Origin of the sequence: Pseudomonas sp. NFACC42-2 (assembly GCF_900116055.1) — a bacterium.
Taxonomy (GTDB): Bacteria; Pseudomonadota; Gammaproteobacteria; order Pseudomonadales; family Pseudomonadaceae; genus Aquipseudomonas; species Aquipseudomonas marginalis.
The window spans coordinates 190559-215238 of sequence record NZ_FOZO01000004.1 but is presented as its reverse complement, the minus strand read 5'-3'; the positions used below and the strand labels follow the sequence as shown (position 1 = coordinate 215238).

Sequence of the window (24680 nt, the reverse complement as noted above, 5' to 3'; positions counted from 1 at the left end):
TCTTGCCGCCTCGACGAGGCAACACTGCAAGGCACCTTCCTGAGCCTTCGAGAACAACAACATGCTGACGATCTACTCGGACGATCACCATCTGCACCATGGCCGTTGCGAATTGATGGACGGGCAATTGATGCCCTGTTTCGAAATGCCCTCCCGCGCCGACCACGTGTTGCAACGGGTGAAAGACCGCCAACTGGGGCCCGTGCACGCACCTCATGATTTCGGCCTGACCCCCTTGGCACGCGTTCACTCCCCGGCCTATCTGGACTTCTTCAAAGGCGCCTGGGAACGCTGGACCGTCTTCGGCCAGGAAGGCGACCTGCTGCCCTACACCTGGCCCGCCCGTACCTTGCGCCGGGTATTGCCCACCAGCCTGCATGGCCAACTGGGTTACTACAGCTTCGACGGCGGCGCGCCCATCACCGCCGGTACCTGGCAGGCGGCCTACAGCGCAGCCCAGGTGGCACTGACCGCGCAACAGGCGATCCAGGCCGGTGCGCCGTCGGCGTTTGCCCTGTGTCGCCCACCGGGACACCACGCCGCCAGCGACCTGATGGGCGGTTACTGCTACCTCAACAATGCAGCCATCGCCGCCCAGGCCTTTCTCGATCAGGGCTATAAAAAAGTCGCGATCCTCGATGTTGACTACCACCACGGCAATGGCACCCAATCGATTTTCTATGCTCGCAGCGACGTTCTGTTCGCCTCGATTCATGGCCACCCGGAGGCGGAATTTCCGTTTTTCCTCGGCTATGCCGACGAGTCGGGAGAAGGCGCCGGGGAAGGCTTCAACTTCAACTATCCGCTACCGGCCGGTTCCGGCTGGGCACGCTGGAACGCAGCGCTGGAAGAAGCCTGCAAGGAGATCGAGCGTTACAGCGCCGACATCATCGTCGTGTCGCTCGGTGTGGACACGTTCAAGGACGATCCCATCTCGCAGTTCAAACTCGACAGCCCGGATTATCTGGCGATGGGCGCGCGCATTGCCCGCCTGGGCCGGCCGACGCTGTTCGTGATGGAAGGCGGTTACGCGGTGGAAGAAATCGGCATCAATGCCGTCAACGTGCTCGAAGGTTTTGAGGGGACTGCCTGATGAATATGCTCAAGTCGCTTGTACTCTGCGCCGCCGTGTTAAGCAGCGCCGCCCACGCTGAAGAAAAAACCCTGCGGGTCTACAACTGGTTCGACTACATCACCCCCAAGGCCCTGGAAGACTTCAAGGCCCAAAACCCGTCGATCAAGTTGGTCTACGACATCTTCGACACCAACGAGGCCCTGGAAGCCAAGCTGCTCACCGGCAATTCCGGCTATGACGTGGTGGTGCCGTCCAACGTGTTCCTGGCCAAACAGATCGAGGCCGGGGTGTTTCAGGCCCTGGACCGCAGCCAGTTGCCGAACTGGAACCACCTCGATCCCAAGTTGATGAAGCTGATCGAGGCCAACGACCCGGGCAATAAATTCGCCGTGCCCTACATGTACGGCACCATCCTGATCGGCTTCAACCCCGACAAAGTCAAGGCCGCACTCGGCGCCAATGCACCGGTGGACAGCTGGGACCTGATCTTCAAGGAAGAGAACATCAGCAAGCTCAAGCAATGCGGCGTGGCGCTGCTGGACTCACCCTCGGAGATCCTGCCGCTGGCCTTGCAGCACCTGGGCCTGGCCCCCAACAGCAGCAACCCCAAGGACTATGAAAAAGCCGAAGCGCTGCTGATGAGAATCCGCCCGTACATCACTTACTTCCACTCCTCCAAATACATGGCCGATATCGCCAACGGCGATATCTGCGTCGCCGTCGGCTACTCCGGCAGCTTCTCCCAGGCCGCCAACCGCGCCAAGGATGCCAGGAACGGCGTGATCGTCGACATGCGCCTGCCCAAGGAAGGCGCACCGATCTGGTTCGACATGCTGGCCATTCCAAAAGGCGCGAAGAACCCGCAGGACGCCTACACCTTCATCAACTACCTGCTGCAACCGCACGTCATTGCGCCCATCAGTGATTTCGTCGGCTACCCCAACCCGAACAAGGACGCGACCGAGCAGGTGGACCCCGCGATCCGCAACAACCCCAACCTGTACCCCACCGAAGCCGCGATGGCCACGCTCTATACCCTGAAACCCCTGGGACGTGACGCCGAACGCGCCAGGACTCGCGCCTGGTCCAGAATCAAGTCCGGGACCTGAGCAAACGTGGCCGGGAAGTGCGCTTCCCGGCCATGATGACTTATCTACCGACCGCCCGGCCGCAGCGCCAATTACCTTGCAGCTCTTCATGCCGACCCAGGCCAAGGAGCTGCAGATGCCCAACGACTCACCCCTTAGCAACAATCGCCCGCCCAGCAGCTATGAGCTGCTGATGCAATTGAGCGTCGGCCCGTCCATCCGCGACGTTGCCGCCAACCTGTTGCGTTCGTCCCTCATGGAGCAATACCCGACACTCGCTATCGACCCTGACCTGGCCATGGTCATCACGCCGCACTGGCGCATCGTTGGCGATGTCATCCAATCCGCACCCGCCACCGTGCAATCGCTGACCTCGGTGCTGGCCAACCAGGCTCTGGCGCCCGAGCCGGTGATCTATATCGACGGCGAACACTTCCTCACCCTGGAGCCCGAGGCCAAGCCCGCCGTGCACCTGCCGGTGCAGATCGATGCCATTGCGCGGCTGATCAATGAGCTGGCGGCGCTGATCTTTACCGCCTTCCAGGAGCAGCAACTTGATTACTGGAACGCTTCCAACGGCCTGGCGGGCCCACGCTGGCAAACACTCTCCCATTCCCTGCGCAAAGTCTGGAACGTCACCGCGCAGGACGGCTGGGATGAACACGATTGCGCCATGGCCAGGACGTTGTTCCACTTTCCGGAGCGAGCCAAGCGTCGGAACTTCGATACGTTCCAGACACGCGCTTACCTGATCGATATAGATAGCCTGAAAAACAACCGCTCCACTCACGTCGGCCTGTCGGATATCGCGGTGCTGATCGGCGTACATGAGCAACGCCAGCGGGTCCTGACGTATTCGCTGATCAACGGTTACGAGAAATTCGAGTCACTGCAAAAGCTCGGCGAAGCCTTGCCCGCGGCACTGGCTCATGCTGACGGGGAGGTAACCGTGCAATGGCGATTGTACGAACCCACCGGGGATTTTTTCGACAGCCTGGCGTGCAACCTGATCGCCCTGCAATTGCAGGCCATCGGATCAATTGGCTCCGCCGAACTTGAAGCCCCCGCCACGACTGCCGTCACCGGCCAGGCCGTCGCGCGCATCCTGCCGGTGATTGAAGACTTGAGCGATCACTCACTGTCGAGCATCCGCCAGATCCATGAGCAACTCCCCGACTGGCTTGCCAAGGCCTCGGACCTGGACGTATCGACCTACAGCCGTTACGTGATCGAACTGGCCGAACTGCATACCCACAACCACGGGCAGTCTTTCCAGGACGGCATCCCGCCGATCCGCGACTACGCCAGGCAGCAACTGCAAAACCGGATCAAGGCCCGTGCAAATGGCGCTAGCCTGAACCTGGACAAGATAGAGATCAGCATCGAAAGCCCGGTGGTCTGGGGTACCTTCGTGCTGCCCGGAACCAGTGACATCACCCGGCGCAACCTGATCGACCTGGCCCTGGAAAACCTCACCGGGCTGCCCACCGGTACGCCCAGCGTGCACTACAACGGCGGCGAGGGTCCGCAATGGCTGACGTACAACTACCTCAAGGACGTGATCGAAGCCCTCGACATCGGTGAACGCTACCCGACGCTGATCAAACACACCCTGCTCGACGACCCCGTTCAATCGAGGCTTCGGCAAACCCTCTACACCTCGCACTTGCGGGTGCAACTGCCACTGCTGGCCTTGCAGTGGAAGATCCAGGGCCTGCACGGTATCGATGATCGCGGTTATCGCTATATCGCTGCCGCGGTGCAGGCACACGCCCATGAACGGCAGGTCGAGGGGCAGGAGATCGTCATCCGGCGCCTGGCGTTCATTCCCACCCTGTGCACCAGCCAGGCGCAGGATGGGGTGGCGAATATGTTTGTGATCGGCCCCCGCGACCACACCCAAGGCCCTTGCCTGTTGTACCGCCCACTGCTGGAACCGGTGCTGATCCAGTACCCGTCACGGCAAAACCTGTTGTACGCCATCAAGCATCACCGCACCCTGCGCGACTCGGTACTGGCCTGGCTGGCCGAAGATGTGCGCTTCAACTACGAGCAGTATGTCTTCCCTGCCGCATTACCTTCGCCGTGGACCGTGGTGCGCGGGTTGGTGGAACCGCAAGTGGTGGTGCAAATGAGCGGCCCCCTGGCCTTGAGCGATGAAGTGGTGGGCAACGACAGCCTGGCGACGCTGTTCAGGGACAACGCCAACGCGATGGTTGAATTGGCGACGCGGCAATCGGTGTCCAACGCCCAGAAACGCTGGGCAAGCTATCGAGAAGCCGGCTGGCTGATTTTCAGCGCGGCATTGCCATTCATGGGCCGCACCGTGGGCATCGCGGCCTGGATCTGGCAAATCATGGACGACCTGCAGGCGACCGCCCAGGCAGAGCCGGAGCCTGACGGGCAGGTGTCCTGGACAGCCCAGGTAGATCTGCTGCTCAACCTGGGCATGGCCCTGGTGCTGCACGTCGCCCTGCGCCATCCGCCGGTGCGAAAGACGCCCAAGGCAACGCTGCCGAAACATGAAGCCACCCCGACCCAGGCGCCTGAAACCAGACTGCCGCCGGAGCGCCGGATCCCCGTGATGCGCCGACCCGACTTGCCCGACGCCGAACTGCCCACTCGCCATCAAGGCCCGCTGTACAACAGCGGCGCGCTTCAACGCTCTCCGACAAGCCTGGGGGCTACACTGGATCGCTTCAAAGTGGCCAGGCCCGACGGGCTGGGGGAAGCCGTCAAGGAAACAGGGCCGCACCTGCATCTCTATGCGCTTGGCGATAAATGGTACGCGCCGGTGGGCGCCCGCTGGTTCGAGGTGACGGTGGATGAAAACGACAATGTCATGATCGTCGATCCGGGCCGCCCCACTCACGTCGGTCCGCTGCTGGTGAGCAACCTGGCCGGCCAATGGTTTGTCGACACTCGCCTGCGCCTGCGCGGTGCCGGTTTCAGGAATCGCCGGCAATCGGCTCGCGGCAAAGTGCCTTCGCGGATCACCGACCTCCGGCAGAAACTCAACCAATTCGATGCTGACGAACGGCGCGGGCAGGCTGAAGTCGCCCAGGCCCACGCCGCGATAGACCCGGTGCCCGGTCCCTCCTCCGATCGCCAGCGCCAGACGTTCCTCGACAAGGTCGACAGCCGCCTGGCCGACTATGACGTACCCATTCGCCAGTTGCGCTCGCTGAATGTCATCGATTCGGTACCCAACTACCAGAGCGCGATGATCGACTACCTGAACAAACAACTGCTGCTGACCCGCTCGGCCATCGCGGAACGCTTGCCGGTTTTTCGCGACAAGTTGCTGGTGTCGGTGGAAGACATGGAAGCCGTCACCGCCCAGGACATCAAGCAGCGCAACGAGATTGCGCAGACGATGGCGAAGCTGAACCTGGATATGATCAACCGCATGGAGTATGCGCAATCGCGCTATCGTCAGTTGGAAAGCCTGGGCATAGAGGGTGCCAAAGTCATCCAGACCAGCATGCAGGCCCTGCCCGACTTCAAGCTTCACGACCTCAAGGCCATGCAACTCACCCTTAGCCGTTACCTGTGTATTGGCGAAGGCCGCGGGGAGGCCTTCACCGACGCCCGTGCACAACTCAATGAGATCGTGGATGCTGCCGATCTCCATGTGCAAACGTGGATCGAGACCCTGGTGGAAACCAGCATCGGCGACCTGCACGAGCGTATTGAAGTGCTCAACAGCCTGGTCGATCAGTTTGCGATTGTCGACCAACGCCTGCTGGACCTGCACGCCGAACACCCGGAACAGGTGCAGCGAGAACCCCTGGAACATCTGCGCCAACGCCTCGATGAATTCAACCAACAGGCGGTGCATGAGCTGGCGCTGTTGATCAGGCAACGAAAAGCCCTGGAGCCCAAGCCTGGCCCATCAAAAGCCCCCCCGACACCCAAGCGCAAAGTCATCAAGACGCGCTTCAACGGGGTGGTGGTGGGCGAGCCCCGTGAAGCCGAAAGCGGCCTGGTGGACGTCAAGGCACCGGTGACGGGCAAGATCATCGCGACCTTTCACGAAAAAACCCCTGGGGTCTGGGTCGAGCGGGAGATCACGCCCTCAAGCCCTCACGAGCCATTGGCCATCGATCTGGGCAGCAGCATCAACGCCGCGCAGAGTCTGCTGGATGAAGAGCCCGCTGCGAGCCTGCGCACCTTGGGGCATTCAAAGAAAGCCGGACGTATTCCGGTAGAAATCGAGGAGATGTTCCATCAGTACGCTGCACGCCTGGAACGCGCGGTGGCCACGATCGAAGACGCGCTCACCCGGCTCAACCTCACGGAAAGCGACCGCCCTCCAGCCGCTGCCCTCAACCGCCGGCTCAATGACGCCGCACAGCGGTTATACGAACTGGGCACAAGCACCCGCATCAGCATGACCAAACAACAACCGCCCACGGCGGCACGGGTGGAGTGGCTGCATAGCCAGGGCCTGGTGAAAATCGCCAAAGTGGTCACGCGACGGCGGCTCAAAGGCCCCGGCAAAAACTACCTGGACGAATACGAGGTGCGTGATCACCAGACCCATGCGGTGCTCTGGTATGCGCACTTTCACTATGAGTCTCCCCAAGCTGCGCAGGAACACTACACCGCTGGCCACCTCAAGACCCGCGACCAGCAGAAGCTGGGGGGCGCTGTACACCGCACGGGCTTGAGCGACCGTGACCAGATCGCGATTTATCGCAGTGAAATCAGCCCGATCCTGGCCCGTTCGTTGTTTTTCCAGGCCTGACCGTCAATCGTGCTGCCAGGCCCTGCGCAACGTTGCCAGGGCCTCGGCAACGGCCGCCTCGGGTACGGCGGCAAAACCCAGCACCAGGCCGGCGCGCTGGTCTGCCGGAGTGGTGGAGTGCGCCAGCCAGTAACTGCTTAAACCATTGACTTCGACGCCCACGGCACGGGCCTGCTCAAGCAGCTGTTGCTCGCGGGCCAGGCTGTCCACGCGCACGGTCATGTGCAGCCCTGCGGCAATGACAGGCAACTCGCCCACCCCCGGCAGACCGCGCGGCCACCCGGCGAGCAAGGCATTGCGCCGGCTCAATGCCGCGCGCCGCATCCGGCGGATATGCCGCTGGAAGTGCCCGGCCGCCATAAACTCGGCCATCACCGCCTGGGTACTGACTTCCGAGTGGCGCATATCCACCGCACGGCGCCGTGAGAAGGCATCGACCAGGCCTGGCGGCAACACCAGATAGCCCAGGCGCAAGGCCGGGAATGCGACCTTGCCGAAGGTGCCGACGTACAGCACGCGGCCGCTGCGGTCGAGCGCGGCCAGGGGCGCCAGGGGTGCGCCGCTGTAGCGGTATTCGCCGTCATAGTCGTCCTCCACGATCCAACCGCCGGTGCGCTCGGCCCAGGCCAGCAACTCCAGGCGCCGCGCCAGGCTCATTACCACGCCCAGCGGGTATTGGTGAGAGGGCGTGACATAGGCCAGGCAGCAATCACCCAATGTGTTCAGGACCTGGCAATCGATGCCGTCGCTGTCCACCGGCACGCCCTGCAGGTGGGCACCGGCCAGTGCGAACGCGTGCCCGGCGGCCCGATAGCCCGGGTTTTCCACCGCCACCCCGTCACCTGGCTCCACCAGCAACTGTGCACAAAGGCTGATTGCCTGTTGTGCACCGCTGGTGATCACTATTTGCTCAGCCGTACATTGCATGCCCCGTGAGCTGCGCAGGTAAGCGGCAATCAGGCCGCGCAGGCGGCTGTCACCCGCCGGGTCGCCATAGCACAGCTGCGCAAGGTCCGGCTTGCGCCAGAACGCCCCGTTGAGCTTGGCCCAGACCTCGAACGGGAACAGATCGAACGCTGGCACGCCCACGCGAAATGCCTTGGGCGGACCCGCCGGCGGCTGTGGCAAATGGTTATTTTGCACCCGCCCCAAGGCCGGCCTGTGGATAACTTCGCCATCGAGGTGTTGCGGCAATTCCGTACATTTTGTGGATAAGGCTGGGGATAAGCTTGTTGATAAGCCTGTGGATACTTTTGTGGATAGTTTTTTGGCCGTGGGCAATTGGGCGACATAGGTGCCGTCACCCACACGGCCTTCGATAAACCCCTCGGCGTACAACTGATCGTAGGCGCGCACGACGCTGTTGCGGGAAATCACCAGCGCAGCGGCCAGGTCACGGCTGGCGGGCAGGCGCGTACCGCTGGCCAGGCGCCCATCCAGCACGCGCTGACGCAGGGCTGCATAAAGCTGGCGCGTCAGGCCTTGGCGCCGATCCAGCTCGATACCGGCAGGGTTGAAGGACAGCGGCGGCGAAATGGGCGACATCATATTGGACCTATGAAATTGGCCGAAGATGGCTCTTACAACGAACCATTAGCCTGCCTAGGATGCAGGCATTCGCCAAGGAAAATATTCATGTACACACCACGCGCCTTTGCCCTCGACGACTTGCCCGAAATACAGCAACTGATCCAGCACACACGCCTGGCGCAGTTGGTCACCTTTGGCGAGCAAGGCCTGCAGGCCAGCCACCTGCCGCTGCTGCTCAATCCCGACGAAGGTCCCAACGGCACGCTGTACGGGCACCTGGCCAAGGCCAATCGGCAGTGGCAAGACCTGCAAGACGGCAGCGAAGCCCTGGTGATCTTCGCCGGTGCCGAGGCCTATGTCAGCCCGGGGTTTTACCCGGCCAAAGCTGAGCACGGCAAAGTGGTGCCCACCTGGAATTACATCGCGGTGCATGCCTATGGCAAGGCCCAGGTGTTTACCGATGCCGAGCGCCTGCTCGGCGTGGTCAGCGCCCTCACCGACCGCCACGAGGGCAACCGCGCCCAGCCCTGGAAAGTCAGCGACGCCCCGGCTGATTACATTGACGGCATGCTCAAGGCCATCGTCGGCTTCAGCCTGCCGATCGAGCGCCTGATCGGCAAACGCAAACTCAGCCAGAACCGCAGCGCGGCGGACATCGCCGGCGTGCGCGACGGCCTGGCCGCCAGCGCCGATATACGCGACCAGACCCTCGCGCGCTTTATTCCCCAAGGAGTTTCAGAATGAGCCAGATCGAGATCCGCCCGGTCACCGCAACCGACCACGCCGCCTGGCTGCCGCTGTGGCAGGCGTACTTGACGTTCTACAACACCGAACTGCCGGACGCCGTCAGCCACAGCACCTGGCAGCGCCTGATCGATGCCCATGAGCCGACCCACTCCGCGCTGGCCTGGCAGGATGGCAAGGCGGTGGGCATGGTCAACTTCATCTACCATCGTTCCAACTGGAGCATCGAGAACTCCTGCTACCTGCAGGACCTGCTGGTGGACCCGGCCCAGCGCGGCACCGGTGTCGGCCGTAAACTGATCGAGTTCGTCTACGCCACTGCCAAGGCCGACGGCTGTTGCAAGGTGCACTGGCTGACCCACGAGACCAACACCACCGCGATCCAGCTCTACGAGCGCATCGCCGAACGCCCTGGCTTCATTCAATTTCGCAAAGGTCTTTAAGGAGCGCAGCATGTCCACTTCCCTCGCCGACTGGAAGGGCGTCCCGGCGCCTACCGCGCAACTGCTTGAAGGGCGCTTTATCCGCCTGGAAAAACTCGACCCGGCCCGCCACGCCGACCAGCTGTGGCAAGCCCTCGAAGGCCCCGGCGCCGACCCCAAGTTGTGGGATTACCTGCCTTACGGCCCGTTTGCCGATCGCGCCGCGTTTGATGCGTGGTTGAACAACCATGCGGCGAACAGCGACCCGTATTTCTTCAGCGTGGTCGACCGTGCGTCCGGCCAGGTGCAGGGCATCCTCAGCCTGATGTCCATCGTCCCGGCCCAGGGCCGTATCGAAATCGGCCATGTCACCTTCGGCGCGCCGATGCAGCGCTCACCCAAAAGCACCGAGGCGGTGTACCTCTTGGCCAAATACGCGTTCGAACAGGGCTACCGCCGCCTGGAGTGGAAGTGCAACAACGGCAACGCCCGCTCCAAATATGCGGCGGAGCGGTTGGGGTTCAGTTTTGAGGGGGTGTTCCGCCAGCATATGGTGGTGAAGGGGCAGAACCGCGATACGGCGTGGTATTCGATTTTGGATTCGGAATGGCCGACGGTGGGTGCGGGGTTTGAGGCGTGGTTGTCGGAGGCGAACCAGGCAGGTTCCGGGCAGTTGAAGGGCCTGGCGGAGTGTCGCCGCCAGGCGCTTTAAGGCTTACCCCAGCTTCCGGGCCAGCACCGCAATATGCTCCGGCCCGATCCCGCAGCACCCGCCCAAGTGGCTGGCACCGCGCTTTTTCCAGTCCGCCGCCCACTGCAGGTAGCCCGGTGGGTCGAGATCCTCGCGCAAGGGGTCCAGGCCGTCGTTGGCCGTGGCTTCCTTGGGCTGGGGCGGGAAGGCATTGGCATAGGCACCGATCTGAATCGCCACGCCCAACCGTTCGAAGGTTTGGCGTGCGGCATCGATCGCCGCGCCGATCACTTCCGGCTGGCTGCAATTGAACAGCAGCACTTGGACGCCCAATTGCGCTGCCGCTTCGGCCGCGTCCGCAACCGGTTCGCCGGAACGCAGGCGCGGTACTTCGTCGGTGTCTTCGTCTTTCAAGGTGAAAGACAGCCAGAACGGCTTGCCATCCTTCGGCAGGCCCGCATGAATAGCCCGCGCTTCGACGATTGAGCTCTGGGTCTCCGCCAGCCACAGGTCGACATGGGGTGCCAGGCCCTGCACCAGTGGCGTCAACAGCTCAGACACGCGCTGCGGCTCGAACAGATCGGGGCGATACGAACCAAACAGCGGCGGCAACGAGCCGGCCACACGCACGGCCTTGCCCGAAGCCTGCACCGCCCGTCTGGCCAATTCACCCGCCAGCGCCGCCAGGGCCTGGCCTTCGGCAGCAAAGCGCGCCTCGCCGATATGGAACGGCACCACCGCATAGCTGTTGCTGGTGATCACATTGGCACCACTGTCGATATAGGCCGCATGCACGGCCTCCACCGCCTGCGGCGCTTCGCTCAACGCCAGCGCCGACCACTCCGGCTGCCGGAACGGCGCACCGCGGCGTTGCAGTTCACGGCCCATGCCGCCATCCAGAATTACTGTGTTCCCTGCGGCCATATGCTTTTTACTCATAAGCTTATGAAAATAACTCACTATGAGAGTCGTTCTTATAACTATTTAATACGTTCAATTCGGTTCATAACAACTCTTTTTTATTCAGGTACCCATTTTGAAACTTAAACCGCTATTGGCCCTGGGCCTGACGATACTGGCTGCCTCCACCCAAGCCTTTGGCGGCGCGACCCTTGATCGGGTTGAGAAGAAAAAGGAACTGGTGGGCGTGCTGATGGAAAGCTACCCGCCGTTCTCGTTCCTCAACGAGCAAAACCAGCTCGACGGCTTCGATGTCGATGTGGCCAAGGCTGTCGCGCAAAAACTCGGTGTGAAACTGCGCCTGGAAACGCCTTCGTGGGACGTGATCGCCGCCGGCCGCTGGAGCGGGCGCTATGACATCTGCATTTGCTCCATGACCCCGAGCAAGGCCCGCGCCGAAGTCTTCGACTTCCCGGTGGAGTATTACGCCTCCCCTGCCGTGATCGTGGTCAATGCCAAGGATGACAGCATCCACGGCGCCAAGGACCTGAGCGGCAAGAAAGTCGGCCTCACCAGCGCCTCCAGCTACGAGAGTTACCTGAACAAGAACCTGGTGATCGAAGGCGCCGAGGACACCCAGTTGCAATACCCGTTCGAGAACGTGCAGATCGCCCCGTACGACACCGATAACGTGGCCTTCCAGGACCTCGGCCTGGGTGCCGGAGTACGCCTGGATGCGATCCTGACCAACCTGGTCACTGCGCAACCGCGCCTGGACCAGGACAAACGCTTCAAACTCGCCGGCGCAGCGCTGTACGCCGAACCCAACTCGGTGGCCATCGAAAAAGGCGACGCCCAGTGGGACGCCAAGGTGCGTGAGGTGTTTGCCCAGTTGAAACAGGACGGTACCCTGAGCAAACTGTCGCAAAAATGGATCGGTGCCGATATCAGCCAATGAGTGTTCCCCCACAACCTGCGCGCGCCCTGCTGGGCTTTCGCACGCGGCTTTACCTGACCTGGGCGGCGCTGTGCGCCCTGTTTGCCAGTTTCTTCCTGAGCTTTGACCTGAAGTTCTCGATCATTCTCGACAAGCTGCCCAACCTGGTTGGCCTGCACCTGGCACCCAATGGCTTCCTGCAAGGCGCAGCGCTGACGCTGTTCCTGTGCCTGTGTTCGATTGCCGCCTCGTCGGTGCTGGGCTTTATCACCGCGCTCGGGCGCTTGTCCAAAAGTGCAGTGGCCTTTGGTATCGCCAGCTTCTACGCGTCGTTTTTCCGTGGCACGCCGTTGCTGATCCAGATCCTGCTGATCTATCTGGGCCTGCCACAGCTGGGCCTGGTACCGGGCGCCATCGTCGCGGGGATCATCGCGCTGTCGCTGAACTACGGCGCGTACCTGAGCGAGATCTTCCGCGCCGGCATCCTGGGCGTCCCTCATGGACAACGGGAAGCCGCATTGGCCCTGGGCATGCGCGACCGTGCGATCTTCTGGCACGTCACCCTGCCCCAGGCCATGCGCACTATCATCCCGCCGGCGACCAACCAGTTCATCTCCATGCTCAAGGACTCGTCGCTGATCTCGGTGATGGGCGTGTGGGAAGTGATGTTCCTGGCGCAATCCTACGGACGCTCCAGTTATCGCTACATCGAAATGCTCACCACCGCTGCGATCATTTACTGGGTGATGTCCCTCGGCCTGGAACTGATCCAGGCACGCATGGAGCGGCACTATGGCAAGGGGTATGCGAGGCGAGAGTGAGGCCATTGAAGTCACTATCGCCCTCAGGCCTACTGCGCCAATCGAACTGAATTTTTATCGCATCGGACTAGAGACATCTCCCGCAAACACGCGGTGCTTGGCCTGACAGTTATCCCCTGGGTGCCCCGCTAAATTCCCCGCCTCATACATCAGGAGGTGGGTTTACATGCCACTCATTCAGAAACAACTCGTACTCGCCATCACCCTCGCACTGGGGACCACCTGCGCTCAGTACGCACAGGCCCGCGACGACATGGAACCCGACAGCGAGTGGTTCGAACAGATTGCGAAACATCACCAGAAAACTCATGTCGACCCCGCCACTCCCACCCCCGAAGACTTCTATTTCATCGACCGAGCCAACAGTCGTAACGGCCTGAGCGTTGCCCGCGTGCTGGACTCGGCAGTGGATGCCGCGCTGGCATCGGAGGAGTTGAGGGACTGGGAAAAGTACCAGCTTGAAAACTACGGGCGGTACTTGAGCAGCCTGGAGCCAGGTCGCTTGGGTACGCTGCTGGAGCAATTGGCCGGCAGCCAGAACGCCAACCTGGGCACGGCCACGCAAAACAGCATGAAACGCTTGCACGCCAGCCTGCTGACAGCCATACGCCAATTGGATAACCACACCAGTGAGGACGGGCGTGTCTGGGTCCAAGGCCTGGCCAGCAGCGGTGCCCTCGATGCCCAACACGGCAGCGCCGGCTTGAAACAAAGCAGCCAGGGCCTGTTGCTGGGTGCAGATGGAGCAATCGATGACGCCTGGCGGGTCGGCGTGGTGGGCGGCAAGTCTGGCAGCGACCTGAGTGCCCGGCATTTCAACGGTGAAGTGGACAACTGGCACCTGGGCGCCTATGCGGTGCGCCAGGACGGTCCATGGGCTTTACGCCTGGGCGCGCTGTACAGCAGCCATTCCGGGCAGAACACGCGCAATGTGGACTTCGACTTCATCGATTACCGCGAACGCCTCACGGGCAAGTACAAGGCCCAGAGCCAGAACGCATTCGCCGAACTGGGCCATCGGTTCGTCACCGACGGCTTGCATGCCGAACCGTTTGCCGGAATCGGCTTCCAGCGGTATCACCGTGACCGCTTCTCCGAGAAAGGTGGCCATAGCGCGTTGAACGTGGGCACCCAAACCCAGCAAAACCTCAGCAGCACCTTCGGCCTGCGCTTGAGCCGCGACATCGCAGTGGCCGACCGGATCACCCTCAAGCCGCACCTGAGCGTCCATTGGAAACACTTGTATGGCGACACCAACAGCCGCGTACGCCAATCCTTTGCCAGGGAAACCCGCGAGGACTTCAACAGCGCGTTCAGCATCGGCGGTACCTCGCTGGACCGAGATAATCTGGCCTTGCGCACGGGGCTGGACATGCGTCTTTCGGAGCACCAGACCCTGGGCATCGCGTACACCGCCGAAGTGGGCGACAACAGCCGCAACCATGGACTAATGGGCCAATGGCAAAGCGCGTTTTAATACAGAAACGGAAGAACCTTCACACTCACGCGGGTATTGAAGGCTGACATTAAGCACCACTTTCTGCTGGCTACACTCCGGTCTCCTATACAAAAGAGGCCGGAAATCATGATATCGACACTCTCGTTTTTCCCTCCCCTTGGTGCACTCTTCGCACAAAGCGCCAACGCCTTGGCCGAGGCTGCCACTCCGCCCGCCGCAGCACCCGAGCCCCACACCGCGCCGCCAACCACTCCGCGTTCGTTCGGGCACCCCGCCCGCCAGGCCTCAAATGGTCAGCTCGACACCAATATTGTCAAAGTCATCACCACGCCTAACTCCCCGCGACGCGACGGGATGAATCTCGACGAGATCGCCCACCTCACCCAAACCCCGTCCAACCTTGATAAGTCACACATCATCAAAGCCGTCGACATCGTCAACAGCCCGGACGTGCACATCAATTCACCGGATCATGGCCTGAGCAGCTCCGGGCTTACCTCTGTCTGGCTGGAGAATCGAGGAAGCATCACGGCCCAATCCGGCACGGGTGTGGCCCTGAAGGGAGAAAAAGCCGATGAGGTGATCAACCATGGCCTGATTGCAGGTGGCAATGGAGTCGCCCTGGACATGGGCGGCGGTGACGACCTGTTGGTTGTCAAAAATGGCAGCCGCTTCAAAGGCGAAGTCGATGGCGGCAGCGGTACCAACCAAGTGGTTCTCGATGACGCCAAAGGCGGCACGTTCGAAGGTGCGACCCGAATGCAACACCTGTGGGTCGGCAAGGGCGCCTGGGAACTGACCGGTGCACTGCACGACAATCGGCACGGCACGGTGTACGGCGATGCTGCCTTGACCAACCGCAGCGTTATCAAGGGGACCCTGGATATTGATGCGGGCGGCAGCTATTCCGGCGGCACCGTCGACTCCCTTAATGTCGGGGGTACTCTGCTGCTCGATCCTGAAAATACACCACGGACCCGGATCAGGAAGGATCTGCACCTCAAACCAGGATCGACCATGGCGTTCAAAGTGGGCGCGGACCAAGCCCACTCCACGCTGAAAGTCGGCAATACGTTAACGCTGGATAACGCCACCCTGAAACTTGATGTACAGCCGGAAAGTGAAGCACTGCTCACGCGCCAGCTACGTATCGCGGATGCGGCATCCATCAAGGGAACATTCAGCGCCGTTACCAGCAACCTGACCACCCTGGAACCTGAACTGCTCTACAAACCTGAGGGTATTTTTGTCGGCTTCAAGCGCAAGCAGAGCGCCGCACCCTCCGCTGACCATTAAAAAATCGGCAAAAAAAAGGGGAGCACCTGCCCCCCCGAGGATTAAACGGTAGTGTCGAAGGCTGGATCAGCCTTCGATTTCAATCAGGATTTCGCCAGGGTTCACCCGGTCGCCTTTGGCCACGTGAACGGCGGTCACCTTGCCGGCAATCGCAGCCTGCACTTCGGTTTCCATCTTCATCGCTTCGGTGATCAGCACGGCCTGGCCGGCCTTGACCACGTCGCCTTCCTTGACCAGCACATCGACGATATTGCCCGGCATCGCCGTGCTGACATGTCCCGGCTCGCTGGCCTGCTTGCGCTTGCTGCTGCCGCCGCCGACGAATTCGTTGAGCGGTTCGAACACCACTTCTTCCGGCATGCCATCGATGGACAGGTAGAAATGGCGCTTGCCTTCGGCTTTCACACCGACACCGGTGATGTCCACGCGGTAGCTTTCGCCGTGCACGTCGATGACGAACTCGGTCGGCACGCCTTCGCCACCGGCACGGGCCACGCCACCGGCTTCAGGGATAGGCAGCAGCACCTCAGGCGTCAGGGTGCCGGCGTCGCGTTCCTCGAGGAACTTGCGCCCGATGTCCGGGAACATGGCGTAGGTCAGCACGTCTTCTTCGGACTTGGCCAGTGCGCCGATTTCGCCGCGCAGCTTGGTCATCTCCGGCTTGAGCAGATCGGCCGGGCGCACATCGATCACTTCTTCGCTGCCGATGGCCTGGCGACGCAACTTCTCGTTCACCGTGCCCGGCGCCTTGCCATAGCCGCCTTGCAGGTACAGCTTCACTTCGTTGGTGATGGTCTTGTAGCGCTCACCGGCCAGCACGTTGAAGAACGCCTGGGTGCCGACGATCTGCGAAGTCGGAGTCACCAGCGGCGGGAAGCCGAGGTCTTCACGCACCCGTGGAATTTCAGCCAGCACTTCGCTCATGCGGTTCAGAGCGCCCTGCTCTTTCAACTGGTTGGCCAGGTTGGAAATCATCCCGCCCGGCACCTGGTTGACTTGCACACGGGTGTCGACGGCGGTGAATTCGCTTTCGAACTGGTGGTACTTCTTGCGCACGGCATAGAAGTACAGGCCGATCTCTTGCAGCAGCTCCAGGTCGAGACCGGTATCGAATTCGCTGCCTTTAAGGGCGGCGACCATAGACTCGGTGCCCGGGTGGCTGGTGCCCCAGGCGAAGCTGGAGATCGCAGTGTCGATATGGTCGGCACCGTTTTCGATCGCCTTGAGTTGGCACATCGCAGCCAAACCGGCGGTGTCATGGGAGTGGATAAAAATCGGCAGGCTCTGCTCGGCTTTCAGTGCCTTGACCAGTTCACCGGTGGCGTATGGGGTCAGCAGGCCGGCCATGTCCTTGATCGCGATCGAGTCGCACCCCATGGACTCCAGCTGCTTGGCCTGGGCCACGAAGGCCTCGACGGTGTGCACCGGGCTGGTGGTGTAGGCGATGGTGCCCTGGGCGTGTTTGCCGGCGGCTTTTACCGCTTCGATGGCCACGCGCAGGTTACGCACGTCGTTCATGGCGTCGAAGATGCGGAATACGTCGATACCGTTGACGGCAGCCTTGGCCACGAAGGCCTTGACCACATCGTCGCTGTAATGGCGGTAGCCCAGCAGGTTCTGGCCGCGCAGGAGCATTTGCAGGCGCGTGTTAGGCAACGCGGCGCGCAGTTTGCGCAGGCGCTCCCACGGATCTTCCTTGAGGAAGCGTACGCAGGCGTCGAAGGTCGCGCCGCCCCAGACTTCCAGGGACCAGTAGCCGACTTTATCGAGCTTGTCGCAGATCGGCAGCATGTCGTCGGTGCGCATGCGGGTCGCCAGCAACGATTGGTGGGCGTCGCGCAGGATGGTGTCGGTTACGAAGATTTTTTTAGTCATTGGAATGTTCCTCACAGGCCTGCGTGGGCGGCGATGGCGGCGGCGATGGCCAGGGCCAGCTCTTCGGGTTTGCGCTTGATCGAGTAGTTGGTCAGCTCAGGGTGGCTTTCCACAAAACTGGTGTTGAACTGGCCGCTGCGGAATTCCGGGTTACGCAGGATTTCCTGGTAGTAGGCGGCCGTGGTCTTCACGCCTTGCAGGCGCATGTCGTCCAGGGCACGCAGGCCGCGGTCCATGGCTTCTTCCCAGGTCAACGCCCAGACCACCAGCTTCAGGCACATGGAGTCGTAGAACGGCGGGATGGTGTAGCCGGTGTAGATCGCCGTGTCGGTACGCACGCCGGGGCCGCCGGGCGCGTAGTAACGGGTGATCTTGCCGAAGCTTGGAAGGAAGTTGTTCTTCGGGTCTTCGGCGTTGATGCGGAACTGCAACGCAAAGCCACGGTGCTGGATGTCTTCCTGTTTCACCGACAACGGCAGGCCCGAGGCGATGCGGATCTGCTCGCGGACAATGTCGATCCCGGTGATTTCTTCGGTGATGGTGTGTTCCACCTGCACCCGGGTGTTCATCTCCATGAAGTACACCTCGCCCTCGGCGAGCAGGAACTCCACGGTGCCGGCGTTCTCGTAGCCCACGGCCTTGGCCGCGCGCACCGACAGGTCGCCGATGTAGGCGCGCTGTTCCGGAGTGAGCTGCGGGCTCGGGGCAATTTCGATGAGCTTCTGGTTACGGCGCTGGATCGAACAGTCGCGCTCGAACAGATGCACCACGTTGCCGAAGCTGTCACCGAGGATCTGCGCCTCGATGTGCTTGGGATTGACGATGCATTTTTCCAGGAACACTTCCGCCGAACCAAACGCCTTGGTGGCTTCGGAGATCACGCGGGGGAAGGCTTGTTCGAGTTCTTCACGGCTGTTGCAACGGCGGATACCGCGACCGCCACCACCGGAGGTGGCCTTGAGCATCACCGGGTAACCAATGCGGTCGCCTTCGGTGAGGGCCTCGGTGATGTCGGCGACGTTGCCTTCGGTGCCGGGCGTGACCGGCACACCGGCCTTGATCATGCTGCGGCGGGCTTCGGTCTTGTCGCCCATGCGGCGAATCACTTCAGCCGAAGGGCCGATGAATTTGATTCCACGTTCGGCGCAGATGTCTGCCAGCTCGGCGTTTTCCGACAGGAAGCCGTAGCCGGGGTGCAGCGCATCGCAACCGGTTTCCACCGCCAGGTTCACCAGCTTGCGCGGGTTCAGGTAGCCGGCCAGCGGCTCGGCACCAATGCTGTGGGCTTCGTCGGCACGCTTGACGTGCAACGCGTGGCGGTCGGCGTCCGAGTAAACCGCGACCGAGCGAATGCCCATCTCGGCGCAGGCACGCACGATTCGTACGGCAATTTCACCACGGTTGGCGATCAGGATCTTTTTTATCACTTGGAAATTCCCTTGAGCCGATTGCTGCGTTCTTCGACCCGCTGGAGCCGGGTCGGCGCGTGACTAAATGTTTCAAGCCAGTCGCAGCCACACACTAAGCCCGTGGAGGGATTAACAAAAATCAATAATTATTGGGTCGCTCATAAGTAAAGACTTATAGTTGGCCGGTCGACCTGGGGCGAGAGGATTTGATTAATGCGTAAGTCACTGATGCGTATGACATTGCGTCAATTGCAGATCTTCAATGAAGTGTGCGATTTGCGCTCTTACAGCCGCGCGGCCGAGGAAATGTCTCTCACCCAACCGGCCGTGAGCCTGCAAATTCGCCAGCTCGAAGAGCTGGTCGGCCAGCCGCTGTTCGATTATGTCGGCAAAAAGCTCTACATGACCGAGGCGGCCGAAGCCCTGCAACGGGCCAGCCGGGATATTTTCGGGCGCCTGGAAAACCTCGATATGCAGCTGTCGGACATGCAAGGCTCGTTGCAAGGCCAGCTGAAGCTCGCGATTGAATCCAGCGCCAAGTACTTCGTGCCGCACCTGTTTGCCGCGTTCAAACGCCAGCATCCCGAGGTGCAACTGCACCTGACCGTAGTCAACCGCGCCCAGGTGATCCGCCGCCTCTCCGACAACCGTGATGACCTGGTGATCATGTCCATGGTGCCCCAGGACATGGGCCTGGAATTCCTGCCGTTCCTCAACAATCCGATCGTGGCCGTGGCGCCACCCGATCATCCTTTGAGCCTGCAAGGGCCGTTGCGTTTGCAGGACCTGGAACCCTACACGCTGTTGCTGCGCGAACCAGGCTCCGGCACGCGACTGGCCTGCGAGGAGTATTTCAAGGAGAAACGCGTGCACTTCACCCAGACGGTGGAAGTGGCCTCCGCCGAGGCGCAACGTGAATGCGTATGCGCCGGCCTGGGCGTGGCCTTGCTGACGCGCCATGCGGTCAACATGGAACTGGCCACCGGCGGGCTCAAGGAGCTGCCGGTGGAAGAACTGCCGCTGTACCGCAGCTGGTGCCTGGTGCAGGCCAAGGCCAAGCGCCTGTCACCCGTGGCCCATGCGTTCCTGGGCTTTATCCGCAGCGAACGGGTGCAGATCAGCGCGTTGGCTGAACGTTTCGCTGGGCAGCCGCGGGTGCCTGCCAGTGGAGTTCCGGGTAGTCACTGATGCTCTGCTGCAGCTGGCGCTGGTCGCAGCGGTCTTCGATTGCGCGACGGAACGCCATGCGGCGCTGGTCTTCCTGTTGACGACGGGTCTTGACGGAGCTGTTGCTGTCTTCGTAGGGCCGGGCCATTTGGAGTCTCCCAATGCGAGTACGGGAGTTCAGGATGGCCTTGGGGGATGACGGGGCGATGACAGCCTGATGAAGATTGTGGGCACACAGAAGATGCAAATGTGGGAGGGGGCTTGCCCCCGATGGCAGTGAGACAGTCAATGTATCTGGTGACTGACCCACCGCTATCGGGAGCAAGCCCCCTCCCACATTTGGAACCCCTGCAACCTTGGATCAGTCGTCGAGGGCTTTGACGGACTTGGGCGACAACCGCAGGCTGCGCAAGCTGCGCTTCACGCTCTTGAGGTGGTTGACCAGGCTCGGGCCCCGCGCCATGGCCACGCCCATCGCCAGCACGTCGATCACCACCAGGTGCGCGATACGCGACGTCAGCGGGGTGTAGATCTCGGTGTCTTCGTGCACATCGATCGCCAGGTTGACCGTGGACAGCTCCGCCAACGGCGTCTGGCTCGGGCACAAGGTAATCAATGTCGCGCCGCTTTCACGCACCAGGTTGGCGGTGATCAGCAGGTCTTTGGAGCGGCCCGACTGGGAAATGCAGATCGCCACGTCGGTCGGCTTCAAGGTCACCGCCGACATCGCCTGCATGTGCGGGTCGCTATAGGCCGCGGCGGTGAGCAGCAGGCGGAAGAACTTGTGCTGGGCATCGGCAGCCACGGCGCCGGAAGCACCGAACCCGTAGAACTCGACGCGCTGGGCCTGGGACATGGCGGTCACGGCCTTTTGCAGCTCTACCGGGTCAAGCTTCTCGCGCACCTCCATGAGCGTGTGCAAGGTGGTGTCGAAGATTTTCAGGCTGTAGTCGGCGACGGAATCGTCTTCGTGGATCGCAAACTGGCCGAAGCTCGCGCCGGCGGCCAGGCTCTGGGCCAGCTTGAGCTTCAAGTCCTGGAACCCGGAGCAACCGATGGCGCGGCAGAAGCGCACGATGGTCGGCTCGCTGATGCCCACGCTGTGGGCCAGGTCGGCCATGGAACTGTGCATCACGGCCGCAGGGTCAAGCAGCACGTGATCGGCAACCTTGAGTTCCGATTTGCGTAACAGGTGGCGCGACTGGGCGATATGTTGCAACAGGTTCAAAGGGCAGGACTCTTGTTATTGGCAGGGCCAGGGATGTAGCAAGCTTGTAGTTATACTACAAGAATTGCCGTTTTGCCCGCCCGATGCATCACTAAATCGCCCTGATGCCCTTTGAATCAGCGGGCAGCTGCCTTGTAGCCATAGGGGCGTGCGGACTGTCTTCAGGGAAAATCTGCATTGTTGCGTAACAAATCTGCCAGCCCTTCGGCCTCCATCGGCCGACTGATCAGGTAGCCCTGCACCTCATCGCATCGTTCTGTACGCAGGAAATCCAGCTGCTGCTGATCTTCCACGCCTTCGGCCACCACCTTGAGCGCCAGACCGTGAGCCATCGCAATGATCGCTCGGGTAATGGCGGCGTCTTCCCGTCCCTGGCCGAGGCCGCGGATAAAGGTCTGGTCGATCTTTACGTAATCCACAGGGATGCGCTTGAGGTAACTGAGGGATGAATAGCCGGTGCCAAAGTCGTCGATCGCCAGCTTCACGCCCAGGTCGCGCAGTTGCTGGAAGGTCGCAATGATGTGTTCAACACTGTCGAGCAACTGGCTCTCGGTCAGTTCCAGTTCGAGGTATTGCGGGTCCAGGCCGGTCTCTTCCAATACCTGGCGCACCAGGCTGACCAGCTTGCCCTGGCGCAACTGGTGCACCGAGAGATTCACCGACACGCGGATCGGTGGCAGCCCCTGGCGCTGCCACTCACAGGCCTGCCAGCACGCCTGGCGCAGCACGAATTCGCCCAGCGGTACGATCAGGCCCGTTTCTTCGGCCAGGCCGATAAAGTCGCCTGGCGGCACCATGCCCCACTGCGGATGCTCCCAGCGGATCAGCGCTTCGGCAGCGTCAAGCTTGCCCGTGGCCAGGCACAGTTTCGGCTGGTAGAACACCGTGAGCTGACGCTCATCGATGGCTTTGCGCAGATGGTTTTCCAGCTGCAAACGCTCCAGGGTGCTGGCTTGCAGGCTGTCGGTGTAGAACTGGAAGTTATTGCCGCCCAGGTGCTTGGCGTGCTGCATGGCCATGTTCGATTGACTGACCAGCGCAGAAATTTCCCGCGCGTTATCCGGCAACAGGCTGATGCCCATCGACGCACTCACCACCAACTCATGCCCTTCTACCGTCACCGGTACCCGCAGCTTGGCCAGCAGCCGCGTGGCCACCCGTGCCAGGCTCGACAGGTTGCCGTAGGCGTCGAACAGCACGGCGAACTCATCGCCGGACAAACGCGCAATGGTGTCGGCCTCGGGCAAGGCATTGATCAACCGACGGGCCATCTTTTGCAGCAACTGGTCGGCCACTTCATGGCCCAGGCTGTCATTGAGCAACTTGAAGCGGTCGAGGTTGATATGCAGCAACGCCAGGCTGCGCCCGCCCTGGCGTACACGCTGATGGGCCTCGCGCAGCCGTTCGCGGAACAGCGAGCGGTTGGCCAGGCCGGTCAACTCATCGTAGTGGGTGAGGTAGCGCATGCGCTCCTCGGATTCGCGCCGCGCTGACAGATCGGCGAAGAAGCCCACGATATGGCTGACCTTTCCCCGAACATCGCGCACTACGTTCAGTTGCAGCCACTGCGGGTACAACTCGCCGTTCTTGCGTGTTTCCACCAGCTCACCCTGCCAGGTGCCATGGCTGAGCAAGGCTTGGCGGATGACCGGGAAGTGGCGCCGGGCATCGCGGCTGCTGGGCAGCTCGACGACATTGCGACCGAGCATATCGTCGATTTCAAACCCGGTGACACGGCTGAAAGCCTGGTTGACCGCGATCAGCGCGTAGTCCGGGTCAAGGATGACGATGCCTTCGCTGGCTGCCTCGAATACGGTCGAGGCCAACCGCTGCTGCTCTTCCAGGGCTTTGCCGGCGCTGATGTCGCGGCGGGTGCCGAGCATTCGAATCACTCGCCCGCTGGGTGCACGCTCCACGGCGCGACCGCGGTCTTCGATCCACACCCAGTGGCCATCGCCATGGCGCACGCGGTATTCCACCTGGTAATCCTCAGTGCGCCCTTTAAGGTGCTCCACCAGCGCCCGCTTGAGCAGCGGCAGGTCGTCGGGGTGCAGGCGCGGCTTGAGGTGGCCGAGCATGGCCGTGACGTACTCGGGCTCGAGGCCGAACAGCTCTTTGAGCTGGGTGTGGTGAACCTCATCGGTTTGCAGGTTCCAGTCCCACAGGCCCAGCTCACTGGCTTGCAGGGCCATGGCCAGGCGCGCCTCGCTTTTATTCAGGGCCAGGCTGGCGGCGTCCAGTTCCTGGCTGCGTTGCGCCACGCGGTCCTGCAGGCCGATTTGCGCCTCACGCAACTCCTGCTCGACCTGACGCCGCTGCTCGACTTCGCGCACAAGATCCTGATTCAGTTGCTCGCTGCGCTGCTGTGCCTGCTGCAGATGCTCGATCAATGCCTGGTTCTGGAAGCGCCGCAACAGCCCACGCTGGATCAGGCGGTTGACCTGCCACGCCACCACGCTCAGGGAGGCCAGCAGGATCAGGCCGAGCACACCCCAGCCCTGTTGCTGCGGGGCGCCATTCCAGAACAGATAGGTTATGGCCGGCACCAGGCACGGCAAGGCAAAGGACAGGAACGCCGGAAAGCTCACGGCGTAGGCAACGCTGGCTGACAGCGTCGCCGCCCCGATCAGGCCGAACACCCAGGCCTGCTGCAGAAAGCTGTCCACCGGCACCAGGGCAATGGCTGCGGTGGCCAGGGTCAGGCCACTGACCGCCGAGCCGAGCATGAACATACGCCGCCAGATCGGTTGGGCCTGGCGGCTGGGCATGGCCGAATCAAAGGCCGCCACCTGGATCACACGCATCGCCACCAGGGCCAGCAGCCACACCAGCCAGACGCTGTCGAGCAGGTATTGCCTGGGGTTCCACAGCAGCCAGGCGCAGACCAGGCCGTTGACGAGCATTAATAAGGTGGGCAGCAACGAGCCCTGATAGAGCAGGCGTGTGCGCTCGACCGCCATCTCGGTAGCGTAATGTTTGCGGATAACCTGCGCGGGCGCCGCCGAGGGGCCGAGCAGGTCGGTGCTGAGAGTCATAGGCAGTGTTCTTATAATGGTGAGCCCGAAACGTCGACGGAGCATACACAAGCAAGCGCTTGGGCCAAACTGCTCCAGATCATAAAAGTCACCCTGTGAACAGCCGCAAACCTCGGGGCCAGACCCTTTGAGCGAGGCCCGGCGCGGGCTGTGGCCCATGACTTACCGGTCATCAGCCCTGCCAGAATGTTTGCCCGGCCGGGACCACGCGAGACGTTTTGCGTCGACCACCCGGCATTGGGATTTGCCCGAG

18 protein-coding genes are annotated in these 24680 nt (G+C 61.8%); 11 read left to right on the top strand and 7 right to left on the bottom strand.

The window, feature by feature from the left end; genetic code table 11:
• Positions 1–61 precede the first annotated feature (61 nt).
• The 3 genes from BM416_RS11785 to BM416_RS11775 all read left to right on the top strand — a co-directional run bounded on the left by BM416_RS11785 (position 62) and on the right by BM416_RS11775 (position 6913).
• Positions 62–1093: a histone deacetylase family protein gene (locus BM416_RS11785; protein ID WP_092488176.1), complete on the top strand. Its 1032-nt coding sequence runs from the start codon at positions 62–64 to the stop codon at positions 1091–1093.
• The gene (locus BM416_RS11780; RefSeq protein ID WP_092488175.1) at positions 1093–2184 is read left to right on the top strand and encodes a polyamine ABC transporter substrate-binding protein; all 1092 of its coding nucleotides are present in this window, start codon (positions 1093–1095) and stop codon (positions 2182–2184) included. The genes BM416_RS11785 and BM416_RS11780 overlap by 1 nt, the downstream gene beginning before the upstream one ends.
• 115 nt (positions 2185–2299) lie before the next feature.
• Positions 2300–6913: a dermonecrotic toxin domain-containing protein gene (locus BM416_RS11775; RefSeq protein WP_092488241.1), complete on the top strand. Its 4614-nt coding sequence runs from the start codon at positions 2300–2302 to the stop codon at positions 6911–6913.
• A gap of 3 nt (positions 6914–6916) precedes the next feature.
• Here the strand turns inward: BM416_RS11775 and BM416_RS11770 are convergent, their stop codons facing one another.
• Entirely contained in the window at positions 6917–8458 is a 1542-nt protein-coding gene (locus BM416_RS11770) for a MocR-like pyridoxine biosynthesis transcription factor PdxR (RefSeq protein ID WP_092488240.1), read from the bottom strand.
• Between the two features lie 90 nt (positions 8459–8548).
• Here BM416_RS11770 and BM416_RS11765 point away from each other — a divergent pair, with 90 nt between their 5' ends.
• Genes BM416_RS11765 through BM416_RS11755 form a run of 3 tightly spaced genes read left to right on the top strand, consistent with a single transcriptional unit; the run spans position 8549 to position 10321 of the window.
• Complete coding sequence (locus tag BM416_RS11765) at positions 8549–9187, top strand: FMN-binding negative transcriptional regulator (RefSeq protein ID WP_092488174.1); 639 nt, start codon at positions 8549–8551, stop codon at positions 9185–9187.
• Positions 9184–9630 carry a GNAT family N-acetyltransferase gene (locus BM416_RS11760; protein ID WP_092488173.1) on the top strand — a complete coding sequence of 149 codons (447 nt, stop codon included), beginning with the start codon at positions 9184–9186 and terminating at the stop codon, positions 9628–9630. Before BM416_RS11765 ends, BM416_RS11760 begins: the two co-directional genes overlap by 4 nt.
• 10 nt (positions 9631–9640) lie before the next feature.
• Positions 9641–10321 (top strand): GNAT family N-acetyltransferase, encoded by a 681-nt coding sequence (locus BM416_RS11755; protein ID WP_092488172.1) that lies wholly within the window; start codon positions 9641–9643, stop codon positions 10319–10321.
• 3 nt (positions 10322–10324) lie between these two features.
• Here the strand turns inward: BM416_RS11755 and BM416_RS11750 are convergent, their stop codons facing one another.
• Positions 10325–11224: a homocysteine S-methyltransferase family protein gene (locus tag BM416_RS11750; protein WP_092488171.1), complete on the bottom strand. Its 900-nt coding sequence runs from the start codon at positions 11222–11224 to the stop codon at positions 10325–10327.
• A gap of 112 nt (positions 11225–11336) precedes the next feature.
• On the opposite strand from BM416_RS11750, the gene BM416_RS11745 reads away from it, so the two are divergent.
• The 4 genes from BM416_RS11745 to BM416_RS11730 all read left to right on the top strand — a co-directional run bounded on the left by BM416_RS11745 (position 11337) and on the right by BM416_RS11730 (position 15713).
• A complete protein-coding gene (locus BM416_RS11745) occupies positions 11337–12158 on the top strand; it encodes an ABC transporter substrate-binding protein (protein ID WP_092488170.1) in 822 nt (273 codons plus the stop codon).
• Positions 12155–12958, top strand: a complete 804-nt coding sequence (locus tag BM416_RS11740) for an amino acid ABC transporter permease (protein WP_256577496.1) — start codon at positions 12155–12157, stop codon at positions 12956–12958. Before BM416_RS11745 ends, BM416_RS11740 begins: the two co-directional genes overlap by 4 nt.
• Before the next feature lie 166 nt (positions 12959–13124).
• Positions 13125–14435, top strand: a complete 1311-nt coding sequence (locus BM416_RS11735; RefSeq protein WP_092488169.1) for an autotransporter outer membrane beta-barrel domain-containing protein — start codon at positions 13125–13127, stop codon at positions 14433–14435.
• A gap of 108 nt (positions 14436–14543) precedes the next feature.
• Complete coding sequence (locus tag BM416_RS11730) at positions 14544–15713, top strand: hypothetical protein (RefSeq protein WP_139237742.1); 1170 nt, start codon at positions 14544–14546, stop codon at positions 15711–15713.
• 66 nt (positions 15714–15779) lie between these two features.
• On the opposite strand, the gene oadA is transcribed toward BM416_RS11730, so the two are convergent.
• Both oadA and BM416_RS11720 read right to left on the bottom strand, forming a co-directional pair.
• Positions 15780–17588, bottom strand: a complete 1809-nt coding sequence (gene oadA, locus BM416_RS11725) for a sodium-extruding oxaloacetate decarboxylase subunit alpha (protein ID WP_027608222.1) — start codon at positions 17586–17588, stop codon at positions 15780–15782.
• 11 nt (positions 17589–17599) lie between these two features.
• Positions 17600–19015, bottom strand: coding sequence for an acetyl-CoA carboxylase biotin carboxylase subunit (locus tag BM416_RS11720; RefSeq protein WP_027608221.1), 1416 nt, complete (start codon positions 19013–19015; stop codon positions 17600–17602).
• A gap of 195 nt (positions 19016–19210) precedes the next feature.
• Here BM416_RS11720 and BM416_RS11715 point away from each other — a divergent pair, with 195 nt between their 5' ends.
• Positions 19211–20185 (top strand): LysR family transcriptional regulator, encoded by a 975-nt coding sequence (locus BM416_RS11715; RefSeq protein ID WP_027608220.1) that lies wholly within the window; start codon positions 19211–19213, stop codon positions 20183–20185.
• Here BM416_RS11715 and BM416_RS30830 read toward each other — a convergent pair.
• The 3 genes from BM416_RS30830 to BM416_RS11700 form a co-directional block, all read right to left on the bottom strand.
• On the bottom strand, positions 20115–20312 hold the full coding sequence (locus BM416_RS30830) for a PA3496 family putative envelope integrity protein (protein ID WP_074848013.1): 198 nt from the start codon (positions 20310–20312) through the stop codon (positions 20115–20117). The two genes, BM416_RS11715 and BM416_RS30830, sit on opposite strands and share 71 nt — an antisense overlap.
• A gap of 213 nt (positions 20313–20525) precedes the next feature.
• On the bottom strand, positions 20526–21392 hold the full coding sequence (gene hexR / locus BM416_RS11705) for a transcriptional regulator HexR (RefSeq protein WP_010168370.1): 867 nt from the start codon (positions 21390–21392) through the stop codon (positions 20526–20528).
• 161 nt (positions 21393–21553) lie between these two features.
• Positions 21554–24427 carry an EAL domain-containing protein gene (locus tag BM416_RS11700; RefSeq protein WP_092488167.1) on the bottom strand — a complete coding sequence of 958 codons (2874 nt, stop codon included), beginning with the start codon at positions 24425–24427 and terminating at the stop codon, positions 21554–21556.
• Between the last annotated feature and the right edge of the window lie 253 nt (positions 24428–24680).

Coding starts and splice junctions, on each gene's coding strand:
- BM416_RS11775 (WP_092488241.1), top strand. CDS start 2,300: ATGCCCAACGACTCACCCCTTAGCAACAATCGCCCGCCCAGCAGCTAT.
- BM416_RS11740 (WP_256577496.1), top strand. CDS start 12,155: ATGAGTGTTCCCCCACAACCTGCGCGCGCCCTGCTGGGCTTTCGCACG.
- BM416_RS11770 (WP_092488240.1), bottom strand. CDS start 8,458: ATGTCGCCCATTTCGCCGCCGCTGTCCTTCAACCCTGCCGGTATCGAG.
- BM416_RS11755 (WP_092488172.1), top strand. CDS start 9,641: ATGTCCACTTCCCTCGCCGACTGGAAGGGCGTCCCGGCGCCTACCGCG.
- BM416_RS11785 (WP_092488176.1), top strand. CDS start 62: ATGCTGACGATCTACTCGGACGATCACCATCTGCACCATGGCCGTTGC.
- BM416_RS11730 (WP_139237742.1), top strand. CDS start 14,544: ATGATATCGACACTCTCGTTTTTCCCTCCCCTTGGTGCACTCTTCGCA.
- BM416_RS11760 (WP_092488173.1), top strand. CDS start 9,184: ATGAGCCAGATCGAGATCCGCCCGGTCACCGCAACCGACCACGCCGCC.
- BM416_RS11780 (WP_092488175.1), top strand. CDS start 1,093: ATGAATATGCTCAAGTCGCTTGTACTCTGCGCCGCCGTGTTAAGCAGC.
- BM416_RS11750 (WP_092488171.1), bottom strand. CDS start 11,224: ATGGCCGCAGGGAACACAGTAATTCTGGATGGCGGCATGGGCCGTGAA.
- BM416_RS30830 (WP_074848013.1), bottom strand. CDS start 20,312: ATGGCCCGGCCCTACGAAGACAGCAACAGCTCCGTCAAGACCCGTCGT.
- BM416_RS11765 (WP_092488174.1), top strand. CDS start 8,549: ATGTACACACCACGCGCCTTTGCCCTCGACGACTTGCCCGAAATACAG.
- BM416_RS11735 (WP_092488169.1), top strand. CDS start 13,125: ATGCCACTCATTCAGAAACAACTCGTACTCGCCATCACCCTCGCACTG.
- BM416_RS11700 (WP_092488167.1), bottom strand. CDS start 24,427: ATGACTCTCAGCACCGACCTGCTCGGCCCCTCGGCGGCGCCCGCGCAG.
- BM416_RS11715 (WP_027608220.1), top strand. CDS start 19,211: ATGCGTAAGTCACTGATGCGTATGACATTGCGTCAATTGCAGATCTTC.
- oadA (WP_027608222.1), bottom strand. CDS start 17,588: ATGACTAAAAAAATCTTCGTAACCGACACCATCCTGCGCGACGCCCAC.